This window comes from Streptomyces luteireticuli, from assembly GCF_041519305.1.
Taxonomy (GTDB): domain Bacteria; phylum Actinomycetota; class Actinomycetes; order Streptomycetales; family Streptomycetaceae; genus Streptomyces; species Streptomyces luteireticuli.
Genome location: NZ_CP167928.1, coordinates 129,957 through 150,884, shown reverse-complemented (window position 1 = coordinate 150,884; position 20,928 = coordinate 129,957). Strand labels below are relative to the sequence as shown.

General features: G+C 68.0%; 18 protein-coding genes and 4 pseudogenes. 8 read left to right on the top strand and 14 right to left on the bottom strand.

The annotated features are described in order from the left end of the window. Nucleotides 1-5 precede the first annotated feature (5 nt). The 4 genes and pseudogenes from AB8735_RS36295 to AB8735_RS36280 all read right to left on the bottom strand — a co-directional run. Nucleotides 6-959, bottom strand: a pseudogene (locus tag AB8735_RS36295) (ISAzo13 family transposase); the annotation flags it as partial. A 110-nt stretch (nucleotides 960-1,069) separates the two neighbouring features. Then, a complete protein-coding gene (locus AB8735_RS36290; RefSeq protein WP_372412118.1) occupies nucleotides 1,070-1,615 on the bottom strand; it encodes a transposase family protein in 546 nt (181 codons plus the stop codon). Nucleotides 1,616-1,724: 109 nt separating this feature from the next. Next, a complete protein-coding gene (locus AB8735_RS36285; RefSeq protein ID WP_372412117.1) occupies nucleotides 1,725-3,074 on the bottom strand; it encodes an IS4 family transposase in 1,350 nt (449 codons plus the stop codon). Between the two features lie 71 nt (nucleotides 3,075-3,145). Then, nucleotides 3,146-4,102 (bottom strand): annotated as a pseudogene (locus AB8735_RS36280) (ISAzo13 family transposase); the annotation flags it as partial. A gap of 806 nt (nucleotides 4,103-4,908) precedes the next feature. On the opposite strand from AB8735_RS36280, the gene AB8735_RS36275 reads away from it, so the two are divergent. Together AB8735_RS36275 and AB8735_RS36270 are read left to right on the top strand one after the other, a co-directional pair. After that, entirely contained in the window at nucleotides 4,909-5,670 is a 762-nt protein-coding gene (locus AB8735_RS36275; protein ID WP_372412116.1) for an AzlC family ABC transporter permease, read from the top strand. A gap of 34 nt (nucleotides 5,671-5,704) precedes the next feature. Further along, entirely contained in the window at nucleotides 5,705-6,010 is a 306-nt protein-coding gene (locus AB8735_RS36270) for a hypothetical protein (RefSeq protein WP_372412115.1), read from the top strand. Nucleotides 6,011-6,124: 114 nt separating this feature from the next. On the opposite strand, the gene AB8735_RS36265 is transcribed toward AB8735_RS36270, so the two are convergent. The 6 genes from AB8735_RS36265 to AB8735_RS36240 form a co-directional block, all read right to left on the bottom strand. Next, the gene (locus AB8735_RS36265; RefSeq protein WP_372412450.1) at nucleotides 6,125-6,658 is read right to left on the bottom strand and encodes a transposase family protein; all 534 of its coding nucleotides are present in this window, start codon (nucleotides 6,656-6,658) and stop codon (nucleotides 6,125-6,127) included. 362 nt (nucleotides 6,659-7,020) lie between these two features. Then, nucleotides 7,021-7,632, bottom strand: coding sequence for a trimeric intracellular cation channel family protein (locus AB8735_RS36260; RefSeq protein ID WP_372412113.1), 612 nt, complete (start codon nucleotides 7,630-7,632; stop codon nucleotides 7,021-7,023). Between the two features lie 741 nt (nucleotides 7,633-8,373). Continuing rightward, nucleotides 8,374-9,033 (bottom strand): hypothetical protein, encoded by a 660-nt coding sequence (locus tag AB8735_RS36255; RefSeq protein ID WP_372412112.1) that lies wholly within the window; start codon nucleotides 9,031-9,033, stop codon nucleotides 8,374-8,376. 788 nt (nucleotides 9,034-9,821) lie between these two features. Continuing rightward, nucleotides 9,822-11,111, bottom strand: a complete 1,290-nt coding sequence (locus AB8735_RS36250) for an ABC transporter permease (RefSeq protein WP_372412111.1) — start codon at nucleotides 11,109-11,111, stop codon at nucleotides 9,822-9,824. After that, nucleotides 11,108-11,821: an ABC transporter ATP-binding protein gene (locus AB8735_RS36245; RefSeq protein ID WP_372412110.1), complete on the bottom strand. Its 714-nt coding sequence runs from the start codon at nucleotides 11,819-11,821 to the stop codon at nucleotides 11,108-11,110. Before AB8735_RS36245 ends, AB8735_RS36250 begins: the two co-directional genes overlap by 4 nt. Continuing rightward, nucleotides 11,818-13,242, bottom strand: coding sequence for a peptidoglycan-binding protein (locus AB8735_RS36240; protein WP_372412109.1), 1,425 nt, complete (start codon nucleotides 13,240-13,242; stop codon nucleotides 11,818-11,820). The genes AB8735_RS36245 and AB8735_RS36240 overlap by 4 nt, the downstream gene beginning before the upstream one ends. A 151-nt stretch (nucleotides 13,243-13,393) precedes the next feature. Here AB8735_RS36240 and AB8735_RS36235 point away from each other — a divergent pair, with 151 nt between their 5' ends. Beyond that, entirely contained in the window at nucleotides 13,394-14,077 is a 684-nt protein-coding gene (locus AB8735_RS36235; RefSeq protein ID WP_372412449.1) for a response regulator transcription factor, read from the top strand. Then, complete coding sequence (locus AB8735_RS36230; RefSeq protein WP_372412108.1) at nucleotides 14,070-15,653, top strand: sensor histidine kinase; 1,584 nt, start codon at nucleotides 14,070-14,072, stop codon at nucleotides 15,651-15,653. The genes AB8735_RS36235 and AB8735_RS36230 overlap by 8 nt, the downstream gene beginning before the upstream one ends. Nucleotides 15,654-15,655: 2 nt before the next feature. Here the strand turns inward: AB8735_RS36230 and AB8735_RS36225 are convergent, their stop codons facing one another. Further along, nucleotides 15,656-15,988: a cupin domain-containing protein gene (locus AB8735_RS36225; RefSeq protein ID WP_372412107.1), complete on the bottom strand. Its 333-nt coding sequence runs from the start codon at nucleotides 15,986-15,988 to the stop codon at nucleotides 15,656-15,658. 63 nt (nucleotides 15,989-16,051) lie between these two features. Then, entirely contained in the window at nucleotides 16,052-16,303 is a 252-nt protein-coding gene (locus AB8735_RS36220) for a transposase domain-containing protein (RefSeq protein ID WP_372412106.1), read from the bottom strand. Between the two features lie 310 nt (nucleotides 16,304-16,613). Here AB8735_RS36220 and AB8735_RS36215 point away from each other — a divergent pair. Then, nucleotides 16,614-16,892 (top strand): annotated as a pseudogene (locus tag AB8735_RS36215) (transposase); the annotation flags it as partial. A 24-nt stretch (nucleotides 16,893-16,916) separates the two neighbouring features. Here AB8735_RS36215 and AB8735_RS36210 read toward each other — a convergent pair. Together AB8735_RS36210 and AB8735_RS36205 are read right to left on the bottom strand one after the other, a co-directional pair. Next, on the bottom strand, nucleotides 16,917-17,837 hold the full coding sequence (locus tag AB8735_RS36210) for an IS3 family transposase (RefSeq protein WP_372404936.1): 921 nt from the start codon (nucleotides 17,835-17,837) through the stop codon (nucleotides 16,917-16,919). Beyond that, nucleotides 17,834-18,142 (bottom strand): transposase, encoded by a 309-nt coding sequence (locus AB8735_RS36205; protein ID WP_372404934.1) that lies wholly within the window; start codon nucleotides 18,140-18,142, stop codon nucleotides 17,834-17,836. Before AB8735_RS36205 ends, AB8735_RS36210 begins: the two co-directional genes overlap by 4 nt. Before the next feature lie 52 nt (nucleotides 18,143-18,194). Between AB8735_RS36205 and AB8735_RS36200 the strand changes: the two are divergent. From AB8735_RS36200 to AB8735_RS36190, 3 genes and pseudogenes are all read left to right on the top strand, one after another. After that, nucleotides 18,195-18,437, top strand: a pseudogene (locus tag AB8735_RS36200) (transposase); the annotation flags it as partial. 224 nt (nucleotides 18,438-18,661) lie between these two features. Continuing rightward, complete coding sequence (locus AB8735_RS36195; RefSeq protein ID WP_372412105.1) at nucleotides 18,662-19,321, top strand: transposase family protein; 660 nt, start codon at nucleotides 18,662-18,664, stop codon at nucleotides 19,319-19,321. Between the two features lie 219 nt (nucleotides 19,322-19,540). Then, on the top strand, nucleotides 19,541-20,881 hold the full coding sequence (locus tag AB8735_RS36190; protein WP_372406596.1) for an IS110 family transposase: 1,341 nt from the start codon (nucleotides 19,541-19,543) through the stop codon (nucleotides 20,879-20,881). Nucleotides 20,882-20,928 lie beyond the last annotated feature (47 nt).

Below are 20,928 nucleotides of genomic sequence, written 5' to 3'. Positions count from 1 at the left end.
CATTGAGTCCCTGGCGGCAGGTGGCAGACGGTGATGTCCAGGCCGGTCTCGGTGGCGAGTGCTGCGAGTTCGGTCTTCCAGCCGCGGGTGCGGTAGCCGTTGGAGCCTCCGGCGTCGGCGGTGATCAGCAAGCGCCGTGCGCCTGGGTAGTCGTGCCGGCCGCGGGCCTGCCACCATCGGCGGATGGAGGCGACCGCGAATGCTGCGGTGTCGTGATCGGTGCCGACGCTGACCCAGCCGGTGTTCGCGGCGACGTCGTAGACCCCGTACGGGATGGCCTTGCCCGGCCCCTGCCGGTCCAGGAAGTCGTGCGTCTTGACCTGCACGGGCCCGCCGGTCGGCGCCCACTCACGGCCGCCGTTCTTGTACTGGCCGACCAGCTCCTTCTTCTTGGTGTCCACGCTGATCACCGGCTCCCCGGCGTCCCGATGGGCGCGGGCTTGTTCGTTGATATAGCGGAACTGGGCGTCCCGGTCCGGGTGTTGCATACCCTCGATCGTCTTGGCGTTGGCCTGCAGGCTGAAGCCCTCCTCGCGCAACAGGTCCCCGACAGTGTCCGCCGAGACGCGGTGGCCCTGCCGGGTGAGTTCGCCGGCGAGTTTGCGAGTCGACTTCGTCGTCCAGCACAACGGCGACATCGGATCCCCACGCACGTCCGGCTCGACCAGTGCCAACAGTGCGGGCCGCAGCCCTGGATCCACCTCGGCGGCCCTCTTGCGCCCGCCACCGGGGCGGCGAACCCGGCCCAGCGGCTCCGTCCCCGCTTCCAACTCGTCGACGCCCTTGCGGACGGTGGTCTCGCTGACCTCAGCCGCCTGCGCGACGGCCCGGATCCCGCCGTGTCCCAGGATCCGGGCCTCGGTCCCCATCAGCAGACGGCGCTGGCGCTCGTCCAGGTGCGGGAACAACGCCACGAATCTCACGGCGAGTTGATCACGAGTCTGCTGCGATATGCCCATACCACATCAACGAGCCGGATCACGGGAAGCAACAGGTTGATTCTCTGCGAACCCTTACGAGTTGGTGTGTGATAGCGGGTGGGGTGCGTTTGGCCTGCTCGCGGGCGGTTTCAGGTCATGGCGGTGTGGTCGGAGACGAGGCTGGCGATGGCTCGGTAGGTGTCGGGCAGGCGGTCACGGCGGTGGGTCCAGTGCATCAGTTGCTTCCAGCGTTTGTGCTCGGCCAGGGCGTGCTCGACGGTGATGCGGTCGGATGAGTGCCCGTGCCGGTCGCGTTCCCAGTGCTCGACTCTCCCGGGTAGTGCCCCGGGCCGTGGTTTCCTCGGTGGTGTGATGGCCTGGCCGGGGTGATCACGTCGCAGGCCGAGGTAGCCGTCGTCCAGGAGGACTTCCGCGTCAGGGAAGTGCTGGAAGTAATCGGCGGTGCCTTCGCTGCAGGCGGCCGTGGCGTCGTGCATGCGGCCGGGACGTAGGGCATCGGCCATAGCGTGCGGCCATGTCCGTCGGCGATCACGGTGGCCTTCATGGTGTCCTGTCTTCTTCTTCCCGGAGACGAACGCGCGCCGTCCGCCTCGGCCGGCCGCGGGGCGGCGGACCTGGATCTCGGTGGCGTCGAGGCGGAGCTCGATGCCCTCGGCCTGGGCATAGGCGAACACGTCCACCAACGTCCGTAACCGCAGGCCAGGACGGTTAGGGACAGCGTATCCCCGCTCGGCCAGGAGCCCGCGTACTTCTTGGACTGCCCTGGCAATGCCGTTGCTTGAGCTACTGAAGCATCGCCGGGCTGAGGGTGATCACCTTCGTGGGTACCCGCCGGGTGGGTCCGTGTTGCTGCTTCTTCACCGAAGGCGAGTACTTCGAGTCCGGGCGTTTGAGGACTCGTGGCGCACTGCGGCTGCGGCGAGGACCGGTGTCGAGTTTGCGGCGGACCTTGGCCTCCAGTATCGCCAGGAATGCCCCGACGGCCGAGACGGCGTCCTTGGTCTGCCGGATCACGCTGCGCCGTACGTGCTTGAGGACCTTGACGAAGGAGATCCGATGCGGGTCGGTCTCCTCACCGTCGGCGACCTGCATGATGATCCCGTTCAGGCAGTGGTGCACCACCAGATGGGCCCAGACCTCCTGGTGCACCAGCGCCGGAGTGGCCGAGCGCAACACCTGCGCAGGGCCACGCTGGAACGTCTTGACCTGCCGGTAGGCCGATTCAGCCTCCCACCGATCATGGTAGAGCGCGGCCAACTCCGCCGCCGGGTAGGCCTCGACGTCCAGCAGATCGGTTAGCAATCTGATCAGCTCGCCGCCGTCGATGCGGTACTCGACGACTCTGACCGTCACCCCGCCCGGGTGCGAGGCCCGCTGCCCGGCCAGGCTCATCCGCCCCAGATAGCTCCCGTCCGCCAGCACCTCAAGCGGCCGGGAGGCGACCGTCGACCGAGCCCTCAGCAGCAGATGCGCTCCGGCGTGGGTGTACGCCTTCCACAGTTCCACCCCGGGGAAGTTGCGGTCCATGATGACCAGCATCCCGGCCGCGGAGGAGGCCATCTGCACCGCCAACTCCCGCTCGCCACCGTTGAAGCCTCCGATCCGGGCGTCGATCGAGGCGTGCGTGCCGGTCTCGGTCAGCGTCACCACCCGCACCTGCGGAAACCCGGCCGGCGCCCCGCGCGCGTCGCTCCACCCACCAAAGAACTCCCGGTTGGCCTTGTTGTCCGGCAGATCCAGTACGAAGCCGTCGACGGCGGCCAAGCGCATACCGTGCCAGAACGCCCTGCCCACCTTGGCGGGGGCCACCGGTCCACGCACCCGGCGGAAGACCGCCTCCAACACCTCCGGCCCCAGGCGCTGCCGGGCACGGGAGAACGAGGCCCGGTTCGGGATCGTCTCGTCCATCCCCTCCAGTGCCCCGACCAGGTTCTCCGCGACATCGTCGTAGGAGTCTTGCGCGAACAGCGCCAGCGCGAGCGTGAAGTAGACCATGAACCGCGGCGACAGCGCCCCCGGCTTCACCCCACCCCGACCACACTCGGCCAACACGTCATCCACCAGCTCCGGCGTCACCCACGCGGTGAGCGCACCCAGCCGCACGTCATCGGATCGCCCTATCCACGGATGCATGACCTGTCAACGCCCGGCGGGTCCAGCACGTCCCCACCATCGAACTGATGAACAGTCAAACAACGGCATTGTGTACCGGGAGGAAAGTGACACACGGTGATCTCCAGCCTGGTCTCCACGGCCAGAGCGGCGAGTTCGAACTTCCAGGCTCGGGTGCGGTAGCCGTTGGAGCCCCCGGCGTCGGCGGTGATCAGCAGGCGGGTGGCGCCCGGGTAGTCGAGGCGTCCTTGCCCGTTCCACCAGCGGCGGATCGATTCGACCGCGAAGGCTGCGGTGTCGTGGTCGCAGCCGACACTGACCCAGCCGGTGTTCGCGGTGATGTCGTAGATCCCGTAGGGGGCGGCCCGGCCGAGCTCCGCATCGGGGAAGTCGTGGGTGGCGACCCGCACCGGATCGCCCGCCGGCCGCCATTGGCGGCCCGCGTTCTTGAACTGGCCGACGATCTCCTTCTTTTTCGTGTCCACGCTGACCACCGGCTCACCGTCCGCCTGATGGGTCTTGGCCTGGTCGTTGATATAGCGGAACTGCGCGTCCCGGTCGGGGTGCTGGGCGCCCTCGAGGGTCTTGGCGTTGGCCTGCAGGCTGAATCCGTTCTCCCGCAGCAGCCGGCCCACGGTCGGCGCCGAGGCGGCATGGCCCTGCCGGGCGAGCTCCCCGGCCAGGGACCGCAGCGACCTGGTCGTCCAGCGAAGCGGCGACATCGGATCGCCCCGCTCGTCCGGCTCGACCAGCGCCAGCAAGGCCGGAACGAGCAGTGGGTCGAGCTCCTCGGCGCTCTTGCGGCCGCCGCCGTCCCGGCGGACCCGGCCTTCGGGCAGCGGGTCCTCACCGCCCTCCAGCTCGAAGACCCCCTTGCGCACCGTCGTCTCGCTCACCCCCGCGGCACGCGCGACGGCCCGGACACCGCCGTGCCCCAGCAGCCGGGCCTCGGTGGCCAGCACCAGCCGCTGCTGCCGCTCATCGAGATGAGGGAACAACACCCCAAATCTCAGGGAAAGTTGGTCACGAACCTCGCTCGGTATGCGCATACCACACCAACGACAGAAGAACCGCGAAGCAACGCGTTGATTCTTTACAGGCCCTAACTACCCGCCTCAGGCCAAGCCCCGACGGAATGCCGGGCACTAACAGGCCACTGGTAATAGCTTCCATCGATTGCGATCAAGAAGTTTCACCAGCGATACAGCCGAGACCATGCCAAGCTGCATGTGCGGTAAGCTGTTTTCACGCGCCTCGCCAATTGACGAGATCTCTGTGAAACGCTTCGCCAATTCTGCCATTTCAGCTGCATCATGGGATCAGTCCTGTTTTTTCTCTGAGGTTAGCATCGCGAGATGACCGCATCGTGTTCCAGCGCTTCCAATGGCCCCAAAGTTTCCAAACGGCAAGGTATCCTTACCTCAAAAGTTCATGGCTAAACGGAACTTCATCAAGAAGAGTCGAAGATGGACGGGAACTTCGCGGGCGGCCATGTCGTGCGCCCGCTCAGTCTACTCAGAAGCTTTTCATGCTACTGGATAAGTTACACTTCCCGTTGGCATACGCGTCCTCCGTATTCGACGACCAGGGCGTCAGGGTTGAGGACTGCAAAGGAGCCACCTTGGGTCCAGCGATCCGGATCATCCGATACTTACATTAGGCGAGGTTGGGAAAAATATGCCATTAGCATAATAATGTCGTCGGGTGTGTAATGAGAACGTGGCGGTTCGTACGGCTTGATTGCAGCTTGCCCTGTTAGGCTGTCCGAGGGAAAACTTATTAAGCTGGGCGAACGGTGCGCGCGCTCGTTCTACTATATGGGGTGAGCCATTTCCAGCACTCTTGGGGGGCCACTATGCCTTCCGCACAAGAATCCTCCCCGGCTCCCACGTACCGCACTCGCCCAGACGCTCTAGGCGGCGAGCTGTTCTGGCGGGGGGTGGCGTGCTCAGCGGGAGTTTTCGCAGGCTATCTCCCCGTAGGGATGGTATTCGGAGCAGTAGCTGTCCAGACAGGGATATCATCGTGGCTTCCGGTGTTGATGTCGATTTGCATGTATTCCGGTGCGGGGCAGATGGCAGGGGTGCAGGCACTCGCTGCCGGACAGAATCCGATGGCAGCTGCCGCAGGAATCCTAGTGATCAATATACGGCTTGTGCCTATGAGTCTATTCGTGGCTCCACTTCTCCGGCGGGCTTCCCGCACGGACCGCCTATTGCTGGCCCACACCCTCACGGACGAGGTGTTTGCCTTAGACCTTCGGCAAGACCGCCGGCCCATCGGATTCCACCGTGGCATCCACACTGCCTGCTGGACGGCGTGGGTAGGGGGCACAGCGGCAGGAGTGACACTGGGCCCGATCCTCCCGAGCACCTGGACGGCATTCGCTCTCCCCTCTCTGTTCATCACTCTCGCCGTCAATGAGCTCCGCCCGATCAAAAGCGGACGCCGAACATGGGTGACGGCAGCGACAGTTGTCCTGGTGACGGTGTGCAGGGCGATGGGCCCCTGCGGGAGCTTGGTGGCGACATCAGCCGTCACCACCTTGCTGACGATGGCAGACAGGCTCCGACGACGGACCCCTTCAGGCAGACATCGCAAAAGCAGGAGACGGTGAGGCCAGGGTGAGAACGCATGTGGTGTTGGTGTGCATGTTGGTCAGCGCGGTTGGCACGCTGCTGATGCGGCTGACCGGCGTCCTCATTAATGGTCGGCGTCTGGAGAAGGCCATGTGGATGCGTCATGTACCCCTGTCTGTACTCCTGGTGCTGTCCGTATCATCTGTAGCCTCTCTGCCCTCCGTGACCAGCAACGCGCTGGCGGCACCGTGCCCGGCTGTAGTGGCAGGGACAGCGACGATCACCGTCACCGCCTGGCGACAGGCGCCATTGCTCATCAACATGCTGGCCGGTTGCGCCGTCTACACAGTTGTAGGCATGCTGCATCCGTCTTGGTGAGCGGCCTGTCGTGAGGCGTCCTTCAGACTTGTAGTTGATTAATGTGTTGCTTCCGCTGGGGGGATTCGTTGTTGTGATACGGGCATTCGTCGGGGCTTGACCCCGGAGCCTTTTTCACGTGTAGATCATGAGGGTGAGGATGGCTACGGCGGTTGCCGTGAGTCTGTTCGGCCTGATACGGGCGTGGCGGAAGATCCTCCATTGCTGGATCCTGGAGACAGTCCGTTCGACAGGAGCCCGCAGGGCTGCGTGGACGGTGTTCGACTTCTTGTGTTTCCGGGGCAGTTCGGTGTTGAGGCGGCGTTTGATAGGGGTGATCACGGTGCCGCCGTAGCCCTTGTCTGCGAGGACCTCAAGGTCCAGTTGCGCGCAGGTGTCGATGATGCCGTGCCCACGGGCGTCCTTCACGTCGTGGGTGCTGCCGGGCAGCGTTGGCGACAGCCGCATGAGCTTTCCCTCCGGGGCCGTGATGACCTGCAGGTTCACGCCCTCGCGGCGGACCTTGCCGGAGAAGTGACCTGCGGCAGCGACCCGGTCGGTCCCGGCGACCGTGCCGTCCAGGAGGAGGTACCCGTCCGTGTGGTGGCTGGTGAGCGCCTCCGTCAACGATGGGGCGCACGCGGCCAGCCGCTCGATCGTGTCGTTCACGTAGCGCCCGGCGGTGGCCACGCGGATCCCGCCGTGCCCCAGCAACCGCGTTTGTGCTCCTATGGCCAGCCGCCGTTGCCGCTCGTCCAGATGCGGGAACAACACCCCGAACAGCCCTTTAACTACCCGGCCTTGGGCCAAGCCCCCCTCCGCGGGCCTGGACAACGATGTACGCGGCCCCGTGGTCATCACCGGCTCAGAGCCGCTCTTACCCTTCCCGCGCGTGTCTCCGCGGTCGGGCTTGCTCTCAGCTTCTTCGGGCTGCTGCGACAGGCCGGAGGAAAAGGGCTCGCCCCCCGGTCGGGAGTCGAGACGTCTCGTGGCACGCCAGGGCCTCATTGCAGGTCGGACAGCAAGAGCAACTACATCCGGCGAGGCGCGAGCCGAGGCAGGTGCAGGCCGAAGCGCAGGGCGGCCATCCGGATGGCGAAGACCGTGCCAGCGGAGATGAGGGTTGTGGAAGTGGGGTCCGTACCGGCCCGGTTAAGCAGGAGGTAGCACATTGCCCCCGCCACGGCTGCCGTTGCATAGATGTCCTCCCTCAGCAGCAGCGGCGGGTACTGCCCGCACAGGACGTCCCGTACGACTTCGCCGGCGACCCCTGTCAGTACCGCCAGCATGATCACGGCGAATGGTGTGACCTCCGCGTCCACAGCCGCCCGGGCGCCGATCACCGTCACTACTGACAGGCCCACCGCGTCCATGGTCAGCAATGAGCGGCGCGGCAGCGTTCCGTAGCGCAAGATCACCATCGTCAATGTGGCGGTGCCGACGATGATTGCCAACAGGATCCAGTCGTGTGTCCAGTACAGCGGGTGCCGGTCGAGGATCAGATCCCGCAGAGTACCCCCGGTGATCGACGCGGCGAAGGCAAGCACCAACCCGCCGAATGGGTCCAGCCGCGCTTCATGGGCGGCCAGGACCCCGCTAGCAGCGAACGCGGCGATCCCGACCAGGTACAGCGAGTGCAGCACCTCTTCCTCCTCATTGCAGATGTCTGCGGATGCACTGGCAGGCTGTGACGCGCTGCGTTGGATGAATGCCTCACTACTTAACCACCCGTCCTCTGGGATTCGCCTCGGCCATTCGGCCATCTGAATTTCGTTGGGAGGGACGGCGTGGAGCTTTTTGCGACTGTGGATCATGAGGGTGGGATGAACTATGGCGGCTGACATGAGCCCGTTGCGGCGATGTGGTCGGTTCCCGCTACGGTGCTGTCTGACAGCACCGTAGCGCCGACCTGATGTCCGGTTGAACACTTCCGCCGACGAGAGTGCTTAGGCGGCGAAGATCCGATCATGTCGCACACACAGCGCCAGATCCTGTTCACGCCGATCACGAAACCAGCCCGAGCTGTTCGAGGGCATCGTGTTAAAACGGGCAGACCAGAGTCGGGTGTAGAGGCCAAGTTTCAGTTGCCAGCACAGTCCCTGTCGCAGACGGCGATTGTCATCGCCGAGAACAGTTCGAGGTGATCTTCGTCAGGATCTCGTGCCGTAGGGCAGGAGGAACACGTGGCACCTCCGCAAGTGAGGGTGTGTTTGGCGACTCGCCCAAGCCAGCCGGGCGCCCCGTTTCGCCACGCCACCGTCGCACAGATGGAAAGGCCTCAGGGTGCGGGCGTTGGCTTCGGGGACAGGGTGCGGCGCCCGGCTGTGGTGCACCTCTCGGGAACTGTGTGTGGTGGGTCCCGAGAGGGTTGTATGGCGGGTGTGTCAGCTGTGGTTGAGGCCGCACTTCTTCAGGGCCTGCTGGGACTTGGGGTCGGGGTTCTGGCCCATGTACTTGCTGGTGCCCTTGGGGGTGAAGGGCGCGAGTGCGTCCGCGGTGGGCTCGTGCAGTTCGTCCAGTCCTTCCTTGCGCAGACATTCGTACTTCTTGCGGGCCTCCGCGAGGCGGGCTGCGGTGTCCTTGTCGTCATCGAGTTCCGGTGCCGGGTTTTCCTTGCGGCACGGGCTCTGGACTTCTTCGAACCACTTCTTGGCGAGAGGGCTGGTGTAAGTGGGCTTGCCGTCAACGTCCTGCCCGAATCCGATGTCCGGTCCCTTTGCCACGAGGTCGCCCTCGTTCTTTCCGGTCCCCTCGGTCACGGGGATGCCGTGCTGTTGGGCAGCCTTGGCCACGCAGGACTTGATCTTGGCGCGCCATTCATCGACGGCCTGGTCCAATTCCTTGCTGCCGGGCTTGTATTTCTTTCCCGAGGGGGTGGTGGGGTTCTGGGAGGTGGCTGCGTCTCCGGGGGTCCGCAGGGATACGACATCGCCGTCGCTCTTGTCCTGGTTCTTCGCAGTCGAGCCGCTGCAGCCGGTCAGCAGGGCGGTGATGAGCGCGGCGGTCAGGGCGGGCAGGGCTGCCCGGTGGGTAAGGGGGTTCATGGATCCTCCAGAGAGGCAGGGGCCAGGGGTGCTTGACAGGATTGCGTCATTGCCAGCTCAGGGTGAGTGGCTAACTCCATGAGCATGTGTGTATGGCATACGGTTGTTTTTAGAGGAATTTCAGGGTTGTTATGATGCTGTAGCAATTCGGTGCGTCTGGTCCAGATTGCGAATGCCCTGCCGAGCATGCTGGTCAGTGACGTTGCCCTGCACGGAGCTGTCTGCCCAGAAACCCGTTTGGAATCAGTGCCACGTTAAGGATCAGAGTCCTGGCCTCTAGCGATGCGGTTGGCTTTCGGTTGTGGATTTCCCCCGGGTGAGGTTGACCGCGGCTGGATATCCACCTTGGCCCGGTTCTATATGCCGCGCAATTCCTGAAAGTAAGGAAGAAGTGGTCTACCCGGCGCAAATTGTGGCAGGGTCCGCGTGGGGTGCCAGCGGTGGCTATTGCCGGTCACAGTCACCTCCCAGGCGCTTCAGCACTGCCGGCGCTCCCGGTCGAGACACATGGTCGGCACGTTGTCCGGGTCGATCGCACAGTCCGGCGCATGCCCCAGGTTGGAGCCAAGGCCAGCGCTCGCATTGCCGGCTTTCTTGGCATGTCGTCGCAGGAGCGTGCCGGGGGCCGGGGTCAAGTGCGCTCTTCATGACATTGGCTTACCCGAGGGGCTGGGTGCGTCGGAGTCCTGTTGTGCGAGAAGTGGGGCTCGGTCCCGGTGGTAGCAGGGGTGGCTTGGTTCCGTCATGAATCGGCTCCGTTCAGGGGGAAAAGTTCTTGGGTTGCGTTCTTATGCCGTGGCGAGTGCTTCGGTCGGGGTCAGGCGGGAGGCCCGTACGGCCGGATAGAGGCCGGCGAGGGCGCCCACGCCGAGGGCCGAGCCGAGGCCGCCGAGGACGGCGGGCAGGGGAAGGACCGTGGGCCAGCCCTGGGACGCGGCATAGCCGGTGGTTCCGGCGATGCCCAGGGTGATGCCGGCGAGGCCGCCCAGGAGGCACAGCACCACCGACTCGGTGAGGAACTGGACGCGGATCTGGCCGCGGCAGGCGCCCAGGGCCCGGCGCAGGCCGATCTCGGTGCGGCGCTCCAGTACAGAGATGACCATGGTGTTGGCGACGCCCACCCCGCCGACGAGGAGGGCGACGGCGGCCAGTCCGAGGAAGAGGGAGGAGAAGGCGGTCTCGGTCATCCGCTTGGCGCGCAGGGCGTCGGAGGGGCGGCTGACGGTGACGTCGGAGGGGCGTTCGGGGTTGACGGTGGCGGCGAGCACGGCGCGTACGTCGTCCAGCGCGGATTCGCGGGCCCGGACGTAGACGGTGGAGGGGTGGCCGGAGAAGCCGAGCTTCTCCTTGGCGGCGGTCCAGCCGACCAGGGCCGTGGAGTCCAGCTCCGGCAGGAGCGGCTGGGTGCGCAGGATGCCGGTGACGGTGAACCAGTGCTCGCCGATGCGCAGCTGGGGTCCCGCGGTGCCGTCGCGGGGTGCCAGGTCGGTGATGCCGAGCCGCTGGGCGGCGGTGGCGCCGAGGACGACGGTGGGGAACTGGTCGGTGTCGCTGCCCGGCAGGGCTCCCGCGTGGGCCCGGGTGCCGAGCGTGGCGCGGAAGTCGCCGCGCGCGGTGGCGACGGAGACGCCGGAGGTCTCGCCCGCCGGGACCCGGTCGGAGCGGCCGACGGTGAGGCCGGGCAGTCTGCCGACCGCGGTGGTGGCCCGGACGGGGCCGATGCGTGCGGCCATGGCGGCGGCCCGCTCCGGGAGTTCCTGGCTGCGCACGCTGCCGGCGTCCGTGGACTTCTGCACCTTCAGCAGGTTGGTGCCCAGTTGGGCCATGTCGTCGGCGAGCGCCTGTCTGCCGGAGGCGGGGATGCCGACGACCACGACCATGGTGGCGACGCCGATGGAGATGCCGAGGGCGGAGAGCAGGGCGCGTGCGGGCCGGGTGCGCAGGCGCAGGACGCCCAGGGCAAGGATGTCCCGTACCGGCAGACGTGCGGGGCGCAGCAGGCCGGGCGGTGCGGTGCCGGGTTCTTCGCCGCCGCGCCGGGCGGCCTTCCACGGTGCGGGGAACATGCGGGAGGTCATGCGGGGTCCTTGGTCGGCGGCCGGGTGCCGGTGTCGTGGCGGATGCGGCCGTCGAGGATCTCCACGCGGCGGGGCAGGGAGGCGGCCAGTTCCCGGTCGTGGGTGATGACGGCGATGGTGGTGCCGGTGGCGTGCAGTTCGCGCAGGAGGTCCATGACGGCGTGGCCGGTGCTGCTGTCGAGGGCGCCGGTCGGTTCGTCGGCGAGGACCAGGGCGGGGCGGTTGACGAGGGCGCGGGCGATGGCGACGCGTTGTTTCTGGCCGCCGGAGAGCTGGTGCGGCAGGTGGTGGGCGCGGTCGGCCAGGCCGACGCGCTCCAGTGCCTCGCGGGCCATGGCCTGTCGGTGGCGGGTGGGTGTGCCGGTGTAGAGGAGGCCGGTGGCGACGTTGTCGGTGGCGGTCATGCCGTCGGAGAGGTGGAACTGCTGGAAGACGAAGCCGAGGGAGCGGCCGCGGAGCGCGGACAGCCGGCGGTCGCCGAGCCGCTCGATGTCGTGGCCCCGGACGCGGATGCGGCCGGATGTGGGGCGGTCGAGCATGCCCATCAGGTGCAGGAGGGTGGACTTTCCGGAGCCGGACGGGCCGACGATGCCCAGGAGTTCGCCCTCGGTGATGGTGAGGTTGACGTCGCGCAGGGCGTGGACGCCGCCGGGGTAGCTCTTCCAGACCTCTTCGAGTTCGAGGACGGGGGTTCCGTATGTGGGAATCACTGGGCGGTCACCACCCGGACGCCCTCCTTGATCTCCGGGCCGGACACCTCCACCAGCCCCTGGGCGAACATGCCGGTCTTCACGGATGTCAGGTGCGGTTTCCCGGGGCCGCGTCCGGTGATCTCCACGGCGTAGCCGCCTTCGCGCAGCGCCACGAGGGCGCCGACGGGGACGGCGAGCACGCCGTCGCGGGCGCGGCTGGTGAGGGTGACGGATACCGGGGCACCGTCGAGGTCGCGGGCGGCACCGGGGTCGTCGAGGGCGATCGTGACCTTGATCTTGGCATCGCCGGCCGGGCCGCCCGCCCCCGCGCCGCCCCGGCCGCCGGAGTCGTCCTTGCCGTCCTGGGCGGCGACGGTACCGACGTCGCGCACCGTGCCCGTGCTCTTCCCGCCGCCCGGCAGGTCGACCGTGACCTTGGCGCCCTTGGGTGCCAGGGGCTTGTCGGACACGGCGAGGGGGAGCGTCACGGAGCGGGTGCCGCCGGTGAGGGTGAGGAGGTCGCCGTCGGCGCGGTCGCCGACGTGGGCCTTGACCTCGCCGACGCGGGCCCTGCCCTGGAGGATGTGAACGTCGGAGGGGGCGACGACGCCGGAGGGGTGCTGGTCGCCGTTGGCCTTCTGCCAGCGCTTGATGGCTGTGACGGTGGCCTCGGTGAGGACGTCGTCGGGGCGGCCGAAGTCGCGGTAGCCCAGTGCGTAGAGGTTCTCCTCCAGGATGCGCACGTCCGCGCCCCGGGTGCCGGGGCCGGCGACGCCGCCTGCCTCGGTGCCTTCTGCCGTCGCCGCGGCCGTGGTGTCGTTGACGGTTCCGGGGGTGTTGCCGGGGGCGGGCGAAGGCTTGTCGGTACCGCCGGAGCCGCTCTTGCCGGGCTTCTGTGACGGCGTCGGCTCACTGGTCTTCCGGGGCGGCTGTTCGGGGAGCTGTCCGAGCTTGCGGTACAGCGGCATGTCCCCGTAGAAGACCGTCACCGGCCGGTCGTCGACGCGGGCGAGCGGCCTGCCGCGCTCGGCCGTGTCCCCGGCCTTCGGCAGCCAGGTGACCGTGCCGGGGCGCAGGCCCTTGACGGTCGTCGTCTCCCCGTAGCCCAGTGTGCCGGGGACGGTCTTGCGCTCGCTGAGGTCGGCCTTGACCACGGCCACCTCCGGCGCCGCGCCGGGGCCCCGGGGCGGTTCGGGTGCGGGACGGTCGTGGAGCCAGGTGTAGGCGACGCCTCCGCCGACGGCCGCGACGACGAGCACCACGGCCGCGCCGAGCAGCATCTTTCTGCGCCGGGCCCGTCCGTCCGGCCGGTCCCCTCCCGGTTCGTCCGGCTGATCTCTTTCCGGTTCGTCCGGCTCGTACATCGCCGGGAGTCGCTTGCCCCCGACCGCAATGGGCACGATGGGCAGCGCTGTCGTGTCGTCTCGTGCGTCGTCCATCGGTGGCCTTCCCCATGCTCGGTGCCTTGGCGGCGTAACGGCCGCCGCCTGTGCACACAGTGCAGGAAGGGCGCTTAAGCGATGCCGAAGATCCTTAAAATCCCTTAAGAGAACAGATGGCCGAATCTGCGATTCTGTCTCCATGAACCCACTGAACATCCTGGTGGTGGAGGACGACCCGGAGGTCGGCGCCGCCCTCCGGCGCGGGCTGGAGGCCGAGGGCTACACCGTGGAGCTCGCTACGGACGGCCTCACCGGACTCCAACTGGCCCAGCGCCGCCCCTACCACGCGATCATCCTCGACGTGCTGCTGCCGGGCGTGCACGGCTACCGCGTGTGCGCCGAGCTCCGCGCAGCCGGGGTGCACACCCCCGTACTGATGCTCACCGCCAAGGACGGCGAGCACGACCAGGCCGAGGGCCTGGACACCGGCGCCGACGACTACCTGACCAAGCCATTCTCGTACGTCGTGCTGTGCGCCCGGCTGCGGGCGCTGATCCGCCGGGGCGGCACCACCACGGGGACGCTGCGCTGCGGCGACCTCTGGCTCGACGCCGTCGCCCGCCGCTGCGGCCGGGGCGACACCGAAATCGCCCTGACCGCCCGCGAGTTCGCGGTCCTGACCTGCCTGGCCCAGGCGCCGGGAACCGTGATGTCGAAGACCGACATCCTCGACGAGGTGTGGGACATGGCCTACGACGGCGGACCGTCGATCGTCGAGGTCTACATCAGCACCCTGCGCCGCAAGATCGACGCACCCTTCGGCCGCCGCTCCATAGAGACCGTGCGCGGCGCCGGCTACCGGCTCGTCGACAACGGACCCCACCGTGCTTGACCGCCTGCCCACCCGCGTCCGCACCGCGATCCTCGCCGGGGCGGCGGCGCTGGCCCTCTTCGGCGGCGGCGCCTGGTGGCTCCAGCAGCACCTGTACGACACCCGCTATGCGGCCGTCGAGGAACGGGCCCACCTCCAGGCCCGCGCGGTGGCCCGCAACCTCACCCCCGGAAAGCTGCCCACCCGCCTGTTCACCGACCAGCCGCACTGGCCGTACGTGGTCGTCACCCCGCAGGGCGCCATCGGCGCCCACGGCGGCGGCGCGGGCAACTACCAGGGCCTGACAGGGCAGTTGCCGCCCGCTCCGGCCGACGCGCCGCCCGACTGGACCATCACCCGCATCGTCCGCTTCGGCGACGCCGAGCGCCCGCCGACCGGCACACCCACCCCCCGGACAGAGCCCGACGGAACCCGGGTCTTCCCCGGCGGAGTGGACACCACGGCATCCTCCGGTGTTCCCCTGGCCCACCGCTCTCTCACCGCCGTCGGGGCGTCCGTCGAGATCGCGCCGGGCGAGACGACCATCTTCGGCCGGAACGGCGGACGGTACACCGTCTACGTCTTCGTCCTGCCCGACGAGGCCCGGGCCGCCGTGGACGACCTGACCCCCGCCCTGTGGACCGGCGTCCCGCTCGCCGCCCTGCTCGTCGCCGGCACCGCCTACCTCTCCACCCGGCGCGCCCTGCGCCCCGTCGAGGCGATCCGCTCCGAACTCGCGGAGATCGGCGAACGGCGGCTCGACCGCCGCGTGCCCGTCCCGCCCGCCCGGGACGAGATCTCCCGCATGGCCGTCACCACCAACGAGACCCTCGACCGCCTGGAGCGCTCCGCCGCACAGCAGCGGCGCTTCGTCGCCGACGCCTCGCACGAACTGCGCAGCCCGATCACCGCGCTCCGCACCCAGCTGGAGATCTCCCTCGCCCACCCCGACGCCACCGACTGGCCCGGGGCGACCCGCGACGCGCTGGCGGCCGCCCGCCGCGTGCAGACGCTCGCCGACGACCTCCTCTTCCTCACCCGGCCCGACGCCTCCCCGCGGCAGGACTCCCTGGTCGACCTCGCGGGCCTGGTCCGCGAACTGGCCCACGAGGCACGGGCCGTACGCCCCGGCGGACCCGCGATCACCCTCCGCCTCCCCGACGTCTCACCCGTACGCGGCCACGCCCTGCACCTGACACGACTGTTGCGCAACCTCCTCGACAACGCGCTCCGGCACGCCCATGCCACCGTCACCATCAGCATCGACCATGCCAGGGATACCTGGCACACACGGGTGCACAACGACGGCTCGGACATCGACCCCGCCGACCGGGAACGGATCTTCGAGCGCTTCACCCGGCTCGACGAGTCCCGCAGCCGCGACGCCGGCGGAAGCGGCCTGGGACTAGCCATCGCCCGCGACATCGCCGCCCGCCACGGCGGCCGACTCTCCGTCGACGACACCCCGCCCGGCACCGGACCCGCGTTCCTCCTGGACCTCCCCGTCGCCCGAACAGGCGTGGACGCGGTTGAACAACTGCGCATGCGGTCGCCGGCATCCGGCACCGCCGCGACACGAGTCCGGTCGAAGACCTAGCCTCAGGTACGTTTGGCGATGCTGAGCAGCACAGCCGAGTCCTCCGTCGCCTCAAGGCGGTGACGGGCCTGAGGAACAACGATCAACTCACCGGCACGCGCCTCCCAAAAGGCCTCACCGCTGACGAGCCGCACATGGCCGCGCAGCACCAACACAGTCGCATCACCGGGATTGTCGTGTTCAGCAAGACAGGAGCCCGCGGCCAGAGCGAGAACCACCTGACGCAATACCTGCTCCTGGCCACCGTAGACAGTCGTGGCGCTGCGCCCGCTGGAAGCGGTAGAGGCACGTTCCAGAAGCTCGTTTACCTGTGAGTCCAGGGAGAATCTCTGCATGCCACCAGTATCCGACAGGACGGCAGCCGTCCGGGCCCCCGCCGCCACGATCCCACCGCATTCTCAGCAACCACCGCCCCCTTCCACCTGATCGAACAACGAGGACAGCGGCGCCGGACCGAGCCGACGCCGGGCCTGACGCAGTGCCGCCGCGGACGGATCGACGTCCGGCATGCCCGGCGCGGCGACCAGTGCGGCCCACACGCCTCGATACCCGCACTCGCCGACCAGCGCCATGGCCAGCACGAAGTACACAACCACACGCGAAGGCAGCTTCCGCGCCTGTGCCTGCACCCGCCCGGCCTTCGCCGGCACCCATCCACCAGCGACGGCGTGATGATCTGCGTCAACTCCCCCAAGTGCCCGGCAGTGAAAGCCTCTCCGCCGACATCGGCGCGTGCGGGCATGCCAGACTGAACCAACGGGGCTCCGTAAGTTGTTGGCTGGCCCAGGAGGGCCGGATGTGGCTAAACAGGGCTTGCCTCAGTGACTCCCGAGGAGTGGCTGTCCGACCCTCCTGGACACCCTGGCTGCTGATTGAAATACGCGGAATGGTCGCTGTTTACGGAGCTGATGGCGGGGTGTCCTCGGGCCGACGGCATGCTGCGCGGACGAGGAGGGGCGAGTGATCCAACGGCACAACCGGCTCTGGGCCGACACCGATGCAGGCAAGGGCCACCACTGGGCCGTAGTGGTCGATGAGACCGGTGCGACCGTGTGGTCGAAGAAGGTTGACAACGACGAGTCCGCGATCTTGGTCGCCATCGGCGAGATCTTGGGCCTGGCCGACGAGGTCAGCCGGGCCGTGGACATCTCCGGCACAGCCTCCGCGTTGCTGCTGGCCTTGCTTTCCGCCCACGGTCAGCAGGCCGTCTACGTGCCAGGCAGAACAGTCAATGAGGTTCCCCCGCTGCGTGAGAGTTGCTGATCAGCAGGTCGGGACGGGTTGATGGGTGTTCAGGTTCGCTGGTTCGGCCGTCGCCTGGTCGGTGTAGTGCTTCTCCTCGAACTCGATCGGGCTGAGGTAGCCGAGCCGTTCTTGGATGCGGCGGGGGTTATAGAAACCGTCGATGTACTCGAAGAGCGCGAGGTTCGCCTCGGCACGTGTGGCGAAGGTGCGGCCGCGCAGGCCCTCGGTCTTGATCAGCATCCACAGATTTTCCGCGAGGGCGTTATCGTACGAGTCCCCCACGGACCCCATGGACGCCTCAATTCCCGCCCGCACCAACCGGGTCGTGAGCTTGATGGACGTGTATTGACAGCCGTGATCGGCGTGGTGAATGAGCTTGCCCGGCTCGACCTCGCGGGACGAGAGGGCGTACTCGAGGGTGGTCAGCACCAGGTCCGCATCGGCGCGGGCGGAGGTCTCCCAGGCGACCACCCGGCGGGAGAACGCGTCGCGGATCGCCGAGAGCCACAGCGGCCCCTCGCCGGTCGGAACCATTGTGAGGTCGGTGACCCACAGCCGGTTCGGCGCGGGTGCGGTGAAGTCCCGGTTGACCAGGTCCGGGGCCAAGGTGGCCTTCGGGTCCCGGCGCGTGAAGCCGCTCTTGCGGCGTGGGCTCACGCCCGCAAGACCGTCCTCGCGCATCAGCCGTTCGACCCGCTTGCGGCCCACGCGGACGCCCTCCCGTTTGAGGACGGCGTGCACCCGCGGCGAGCCGTAGATCCCGCCGGAGTCGGCGTGGATCGTGCGGATCTGCTCGGTCAGCTCGACGTCCCGGCGGCGCCGTTCGCACGGCTCCTTCTCCGCGCGGCGCCAGCGGTAGTAAGTGGCGGAAGGGATGTGGAGCTCCCGGAGTACGCACTCGACCCCCAGGCGGGGATGCTCGTCAACGAGCGCCGTCACCTGGGCCGGGTCGGGTCGAGTTGCGCCGCGAAAAACGCCGAGGCCGTCCGCAGCACGTCGTTGGCCCGCTTGAGCTGGGCGTTCTCCTTGCGCAGGGCCGTGAGCTCGGCCCGCTCGTCGGTGGTGAGCCGGTCGTCGCGCTCGCCGGCATCGGCCTCGGCCTGGCGGATCCAGCCGCGCAGGGCCTCCGGATGCACGCCGAGGTCGACGGCCAGTTTCTTGATCTGCGGCCTCGGGTCGGAGGTGCGGTACATCCGCACCGCACGCTCACGCAACTCCAGCGGATATCTTCTCGGGGCAGCCATGGTCGAAGGTCCTCTCATGAGTCCCATCTGACCCTCTGTCAACTGACTCCGCATCTCGGGGGAAGCTCACAACCGTATGTCCGGGGCCTACCGGGGCGAGGCCAGGACGGATGCCCGCGACGCTTATGTCATCGCCGAAACTGCCCGATACCGACGGGACTTCGCAGCCATCGAGGTGTCGGCCCGGCTCACCGCCGACCTGGCCCTGCTGACCGCCCATCGGTCCGATCTGGTTGCCGACCACGTCCGAATGAGCTTTTCCGGTCGTGACACGTTGCAGGGGTGCCAACCATCCTGCGGAGCAAGGAGCTTCGTAGTCTCCTACCATGCCACCCTGAACGTGTCCTCGGACCTGGGTTCCTGGCTGGAGAACCTGATCGCCGCCCGAAGGAGTGACGCCGCCGGTAACTGGCGGGTCCTGACCTCGTGGGACCAGGCCGTCATACTGCTGGTCCTCCTCGCCAGAGGTGACACATTTCCCCGGCTCGGGGCCCATGTCGGGGTCAGCACCGACACAGCATGGCGATATGTCAACGAGGGCATCGAGGCCCCCGCCCCGCGCACACCCACGCCCGTCGACGCACACCGTCCGCTGCTCGACGGCACCCTCATCCCGACCCGGAGATACGCGGCCGTGACCACCGCGGCGAACCCGGACCCGCTCCACAGCGGCAAACACCGCCGGCACGGCATGAACATCCAGCCCTCACCGACACCACCAGCGAGCCGGTCTTCCCCGGCGGAGCACGACCGGGTCCCACCCACGACCTGACCACGGCCCGCACCGACGGCATCATCGGGGCCGTCACCGACGCCGGTGCGCAGACCACCACCGACCCCGGGCACCACGGCGCCGGCGGAACCATCCGCACCCCCACCAAGCCCCCCAGGGACAAGACGCACAACGGCCGGGAGAAGAAAGCCAACGCGGCCCTCGCCCAGCTCCGCGCCCCCGCCGAACGCGCCTTCACCAAGCTCAAACGACGGCACGCCCTCGACACCGTCCGGACCAGCCCCAATCACATCACCACACTCCCCCACACCCTCCCTCTGGCGCCGAGCCCACCAGGCCATCACCCGCGAGATCCACTACGAGAAACGTCGACGCCAAGCTCTCGAAGTCCTGTAGTACCAGCCAGAGGTGAAGGCAGAGAAGGCTCAACAGGTCAGTCCCCCTGATCCCTTCGGGTGCGCCTTGCCGGCGTGAAAACATGGCTGCGGCGCCTGCCCGCCGATGCCGGTAGCTCGTTGGGACGTTGAGCCCGTAGGTCAGTCTGGTGCCGGGGCCGCAGAGGGGCCACGCACTGTTGCCATCGAGCACGCCGGTCAGATTCTCGCTCCCCCCGCGGCCCCCTGGGCAGGCGTCGGCCCGTACGGATCGATACCGGGGAGTGGCGCATGGCGGACACCGACGACAGCGGTGGCGTCGAGGAGATCGAGCAGGCCGAGGAGCTCGTGGCCCGTGTCGCGGCGATCGATATCGCCAAGGCGTCGGGCATGGTCTGTGTGCGGGTGCCGCATGAGGACAAGCCCGGCAAGCGCGTGCAGCGGGTCTTCAACACCGTCGCGACCAGCGGCGCGATCCTGGACCTGGCCGACCACCTGATCTGCCAGGGCGTCACCCGGGTGGTGATGGAGGCGACGTCGACCTATTGGAAGCCGTACTTCTTCCTGCTGGAGTCGCGTGGTCTGGAGTGCTGGCTGGTCAACGCCCGTGACGTCAAGAACGTCCCGGGCCGGCCCAAGACCGACCGCCTGGACGCGGTCTGGCTGGCCAAGCTCACCGAACGCGGCATGCTCCGGCCCTCGTTCGTGCCCCCGAAGCCGGTCCGTGAACTGCGCGATCTGACCCGGGCCCGGGCGGTCATGACGCACGAGCGCACCCGCCACAAGCAGCGCACCGAGAAACTCCTCGAGGACGCCCAGATCAAGCTGTCCACCGTGATCGCCGACATCTTCGGCGTCTCCGGACGCGCGATGCTGGAGGCACTGATCGCGGGCGAGCGCAGCCCCAAGGCCCTGGCGGACCTGGCCCACGGCACGATCAAGGCCAGCCACAGCACCCTGGCCGAGGCCCTGACCGGCCGGTTCGAAGAGCACCACGCATTCATGTGCCGGATGCTGCTGGACACCGTCGACCACCTCACCGTGCAGATCGACAAGCTCACCGCCCGGATCACCCTGCGTCTGACCGAACTGTCCACCACCGAGGACGACGAAGGCCCCGGACAGGGCACCCTGATGCCGATCACCGACACCGAGCGCCTCGACGAGATCCCCGGCGTCGGCCCCGGCACCGCGCAGGTCATCCTCGCCGAGATCGGCCTGGACATGTCGGTCTTCCCCACCGCCGGCCATCTCGTGTCCTGGGCGAAACTCTCCCCACGCACCCTGCAGTCCGGAAACAGGAACACCTCCGGCCCCACCGGCAGGGGCAACCCCTGGCTCCGCGGCGCCCTCGGCGAAGCAGCGATCTCCGCCGCACGGACCGACACTTTCCTCGGCGCCCGCTACCGCAGGATCACCAAACACCGTGGCCACATGAAAGCCCTGGTCGCCGTCGCCCGCTCCATCCTGGTGTCCGTCTGGCACCTCATGAACGACCCGACCGCCCGTTACCGAGACCTCGGCGCCGACTTCCACACCCGCAACCTCGACCCGGGCCGCAAAAGCCGAGACCTCGTCCGCCAGCTCAAGGCCCTCGGCCACGACGTCACCCTCACCCCGGCAGCCGCCTGACAACACTCGACGCTCTCAGCACACGCCACCGGGGGCTACTTCGCCAT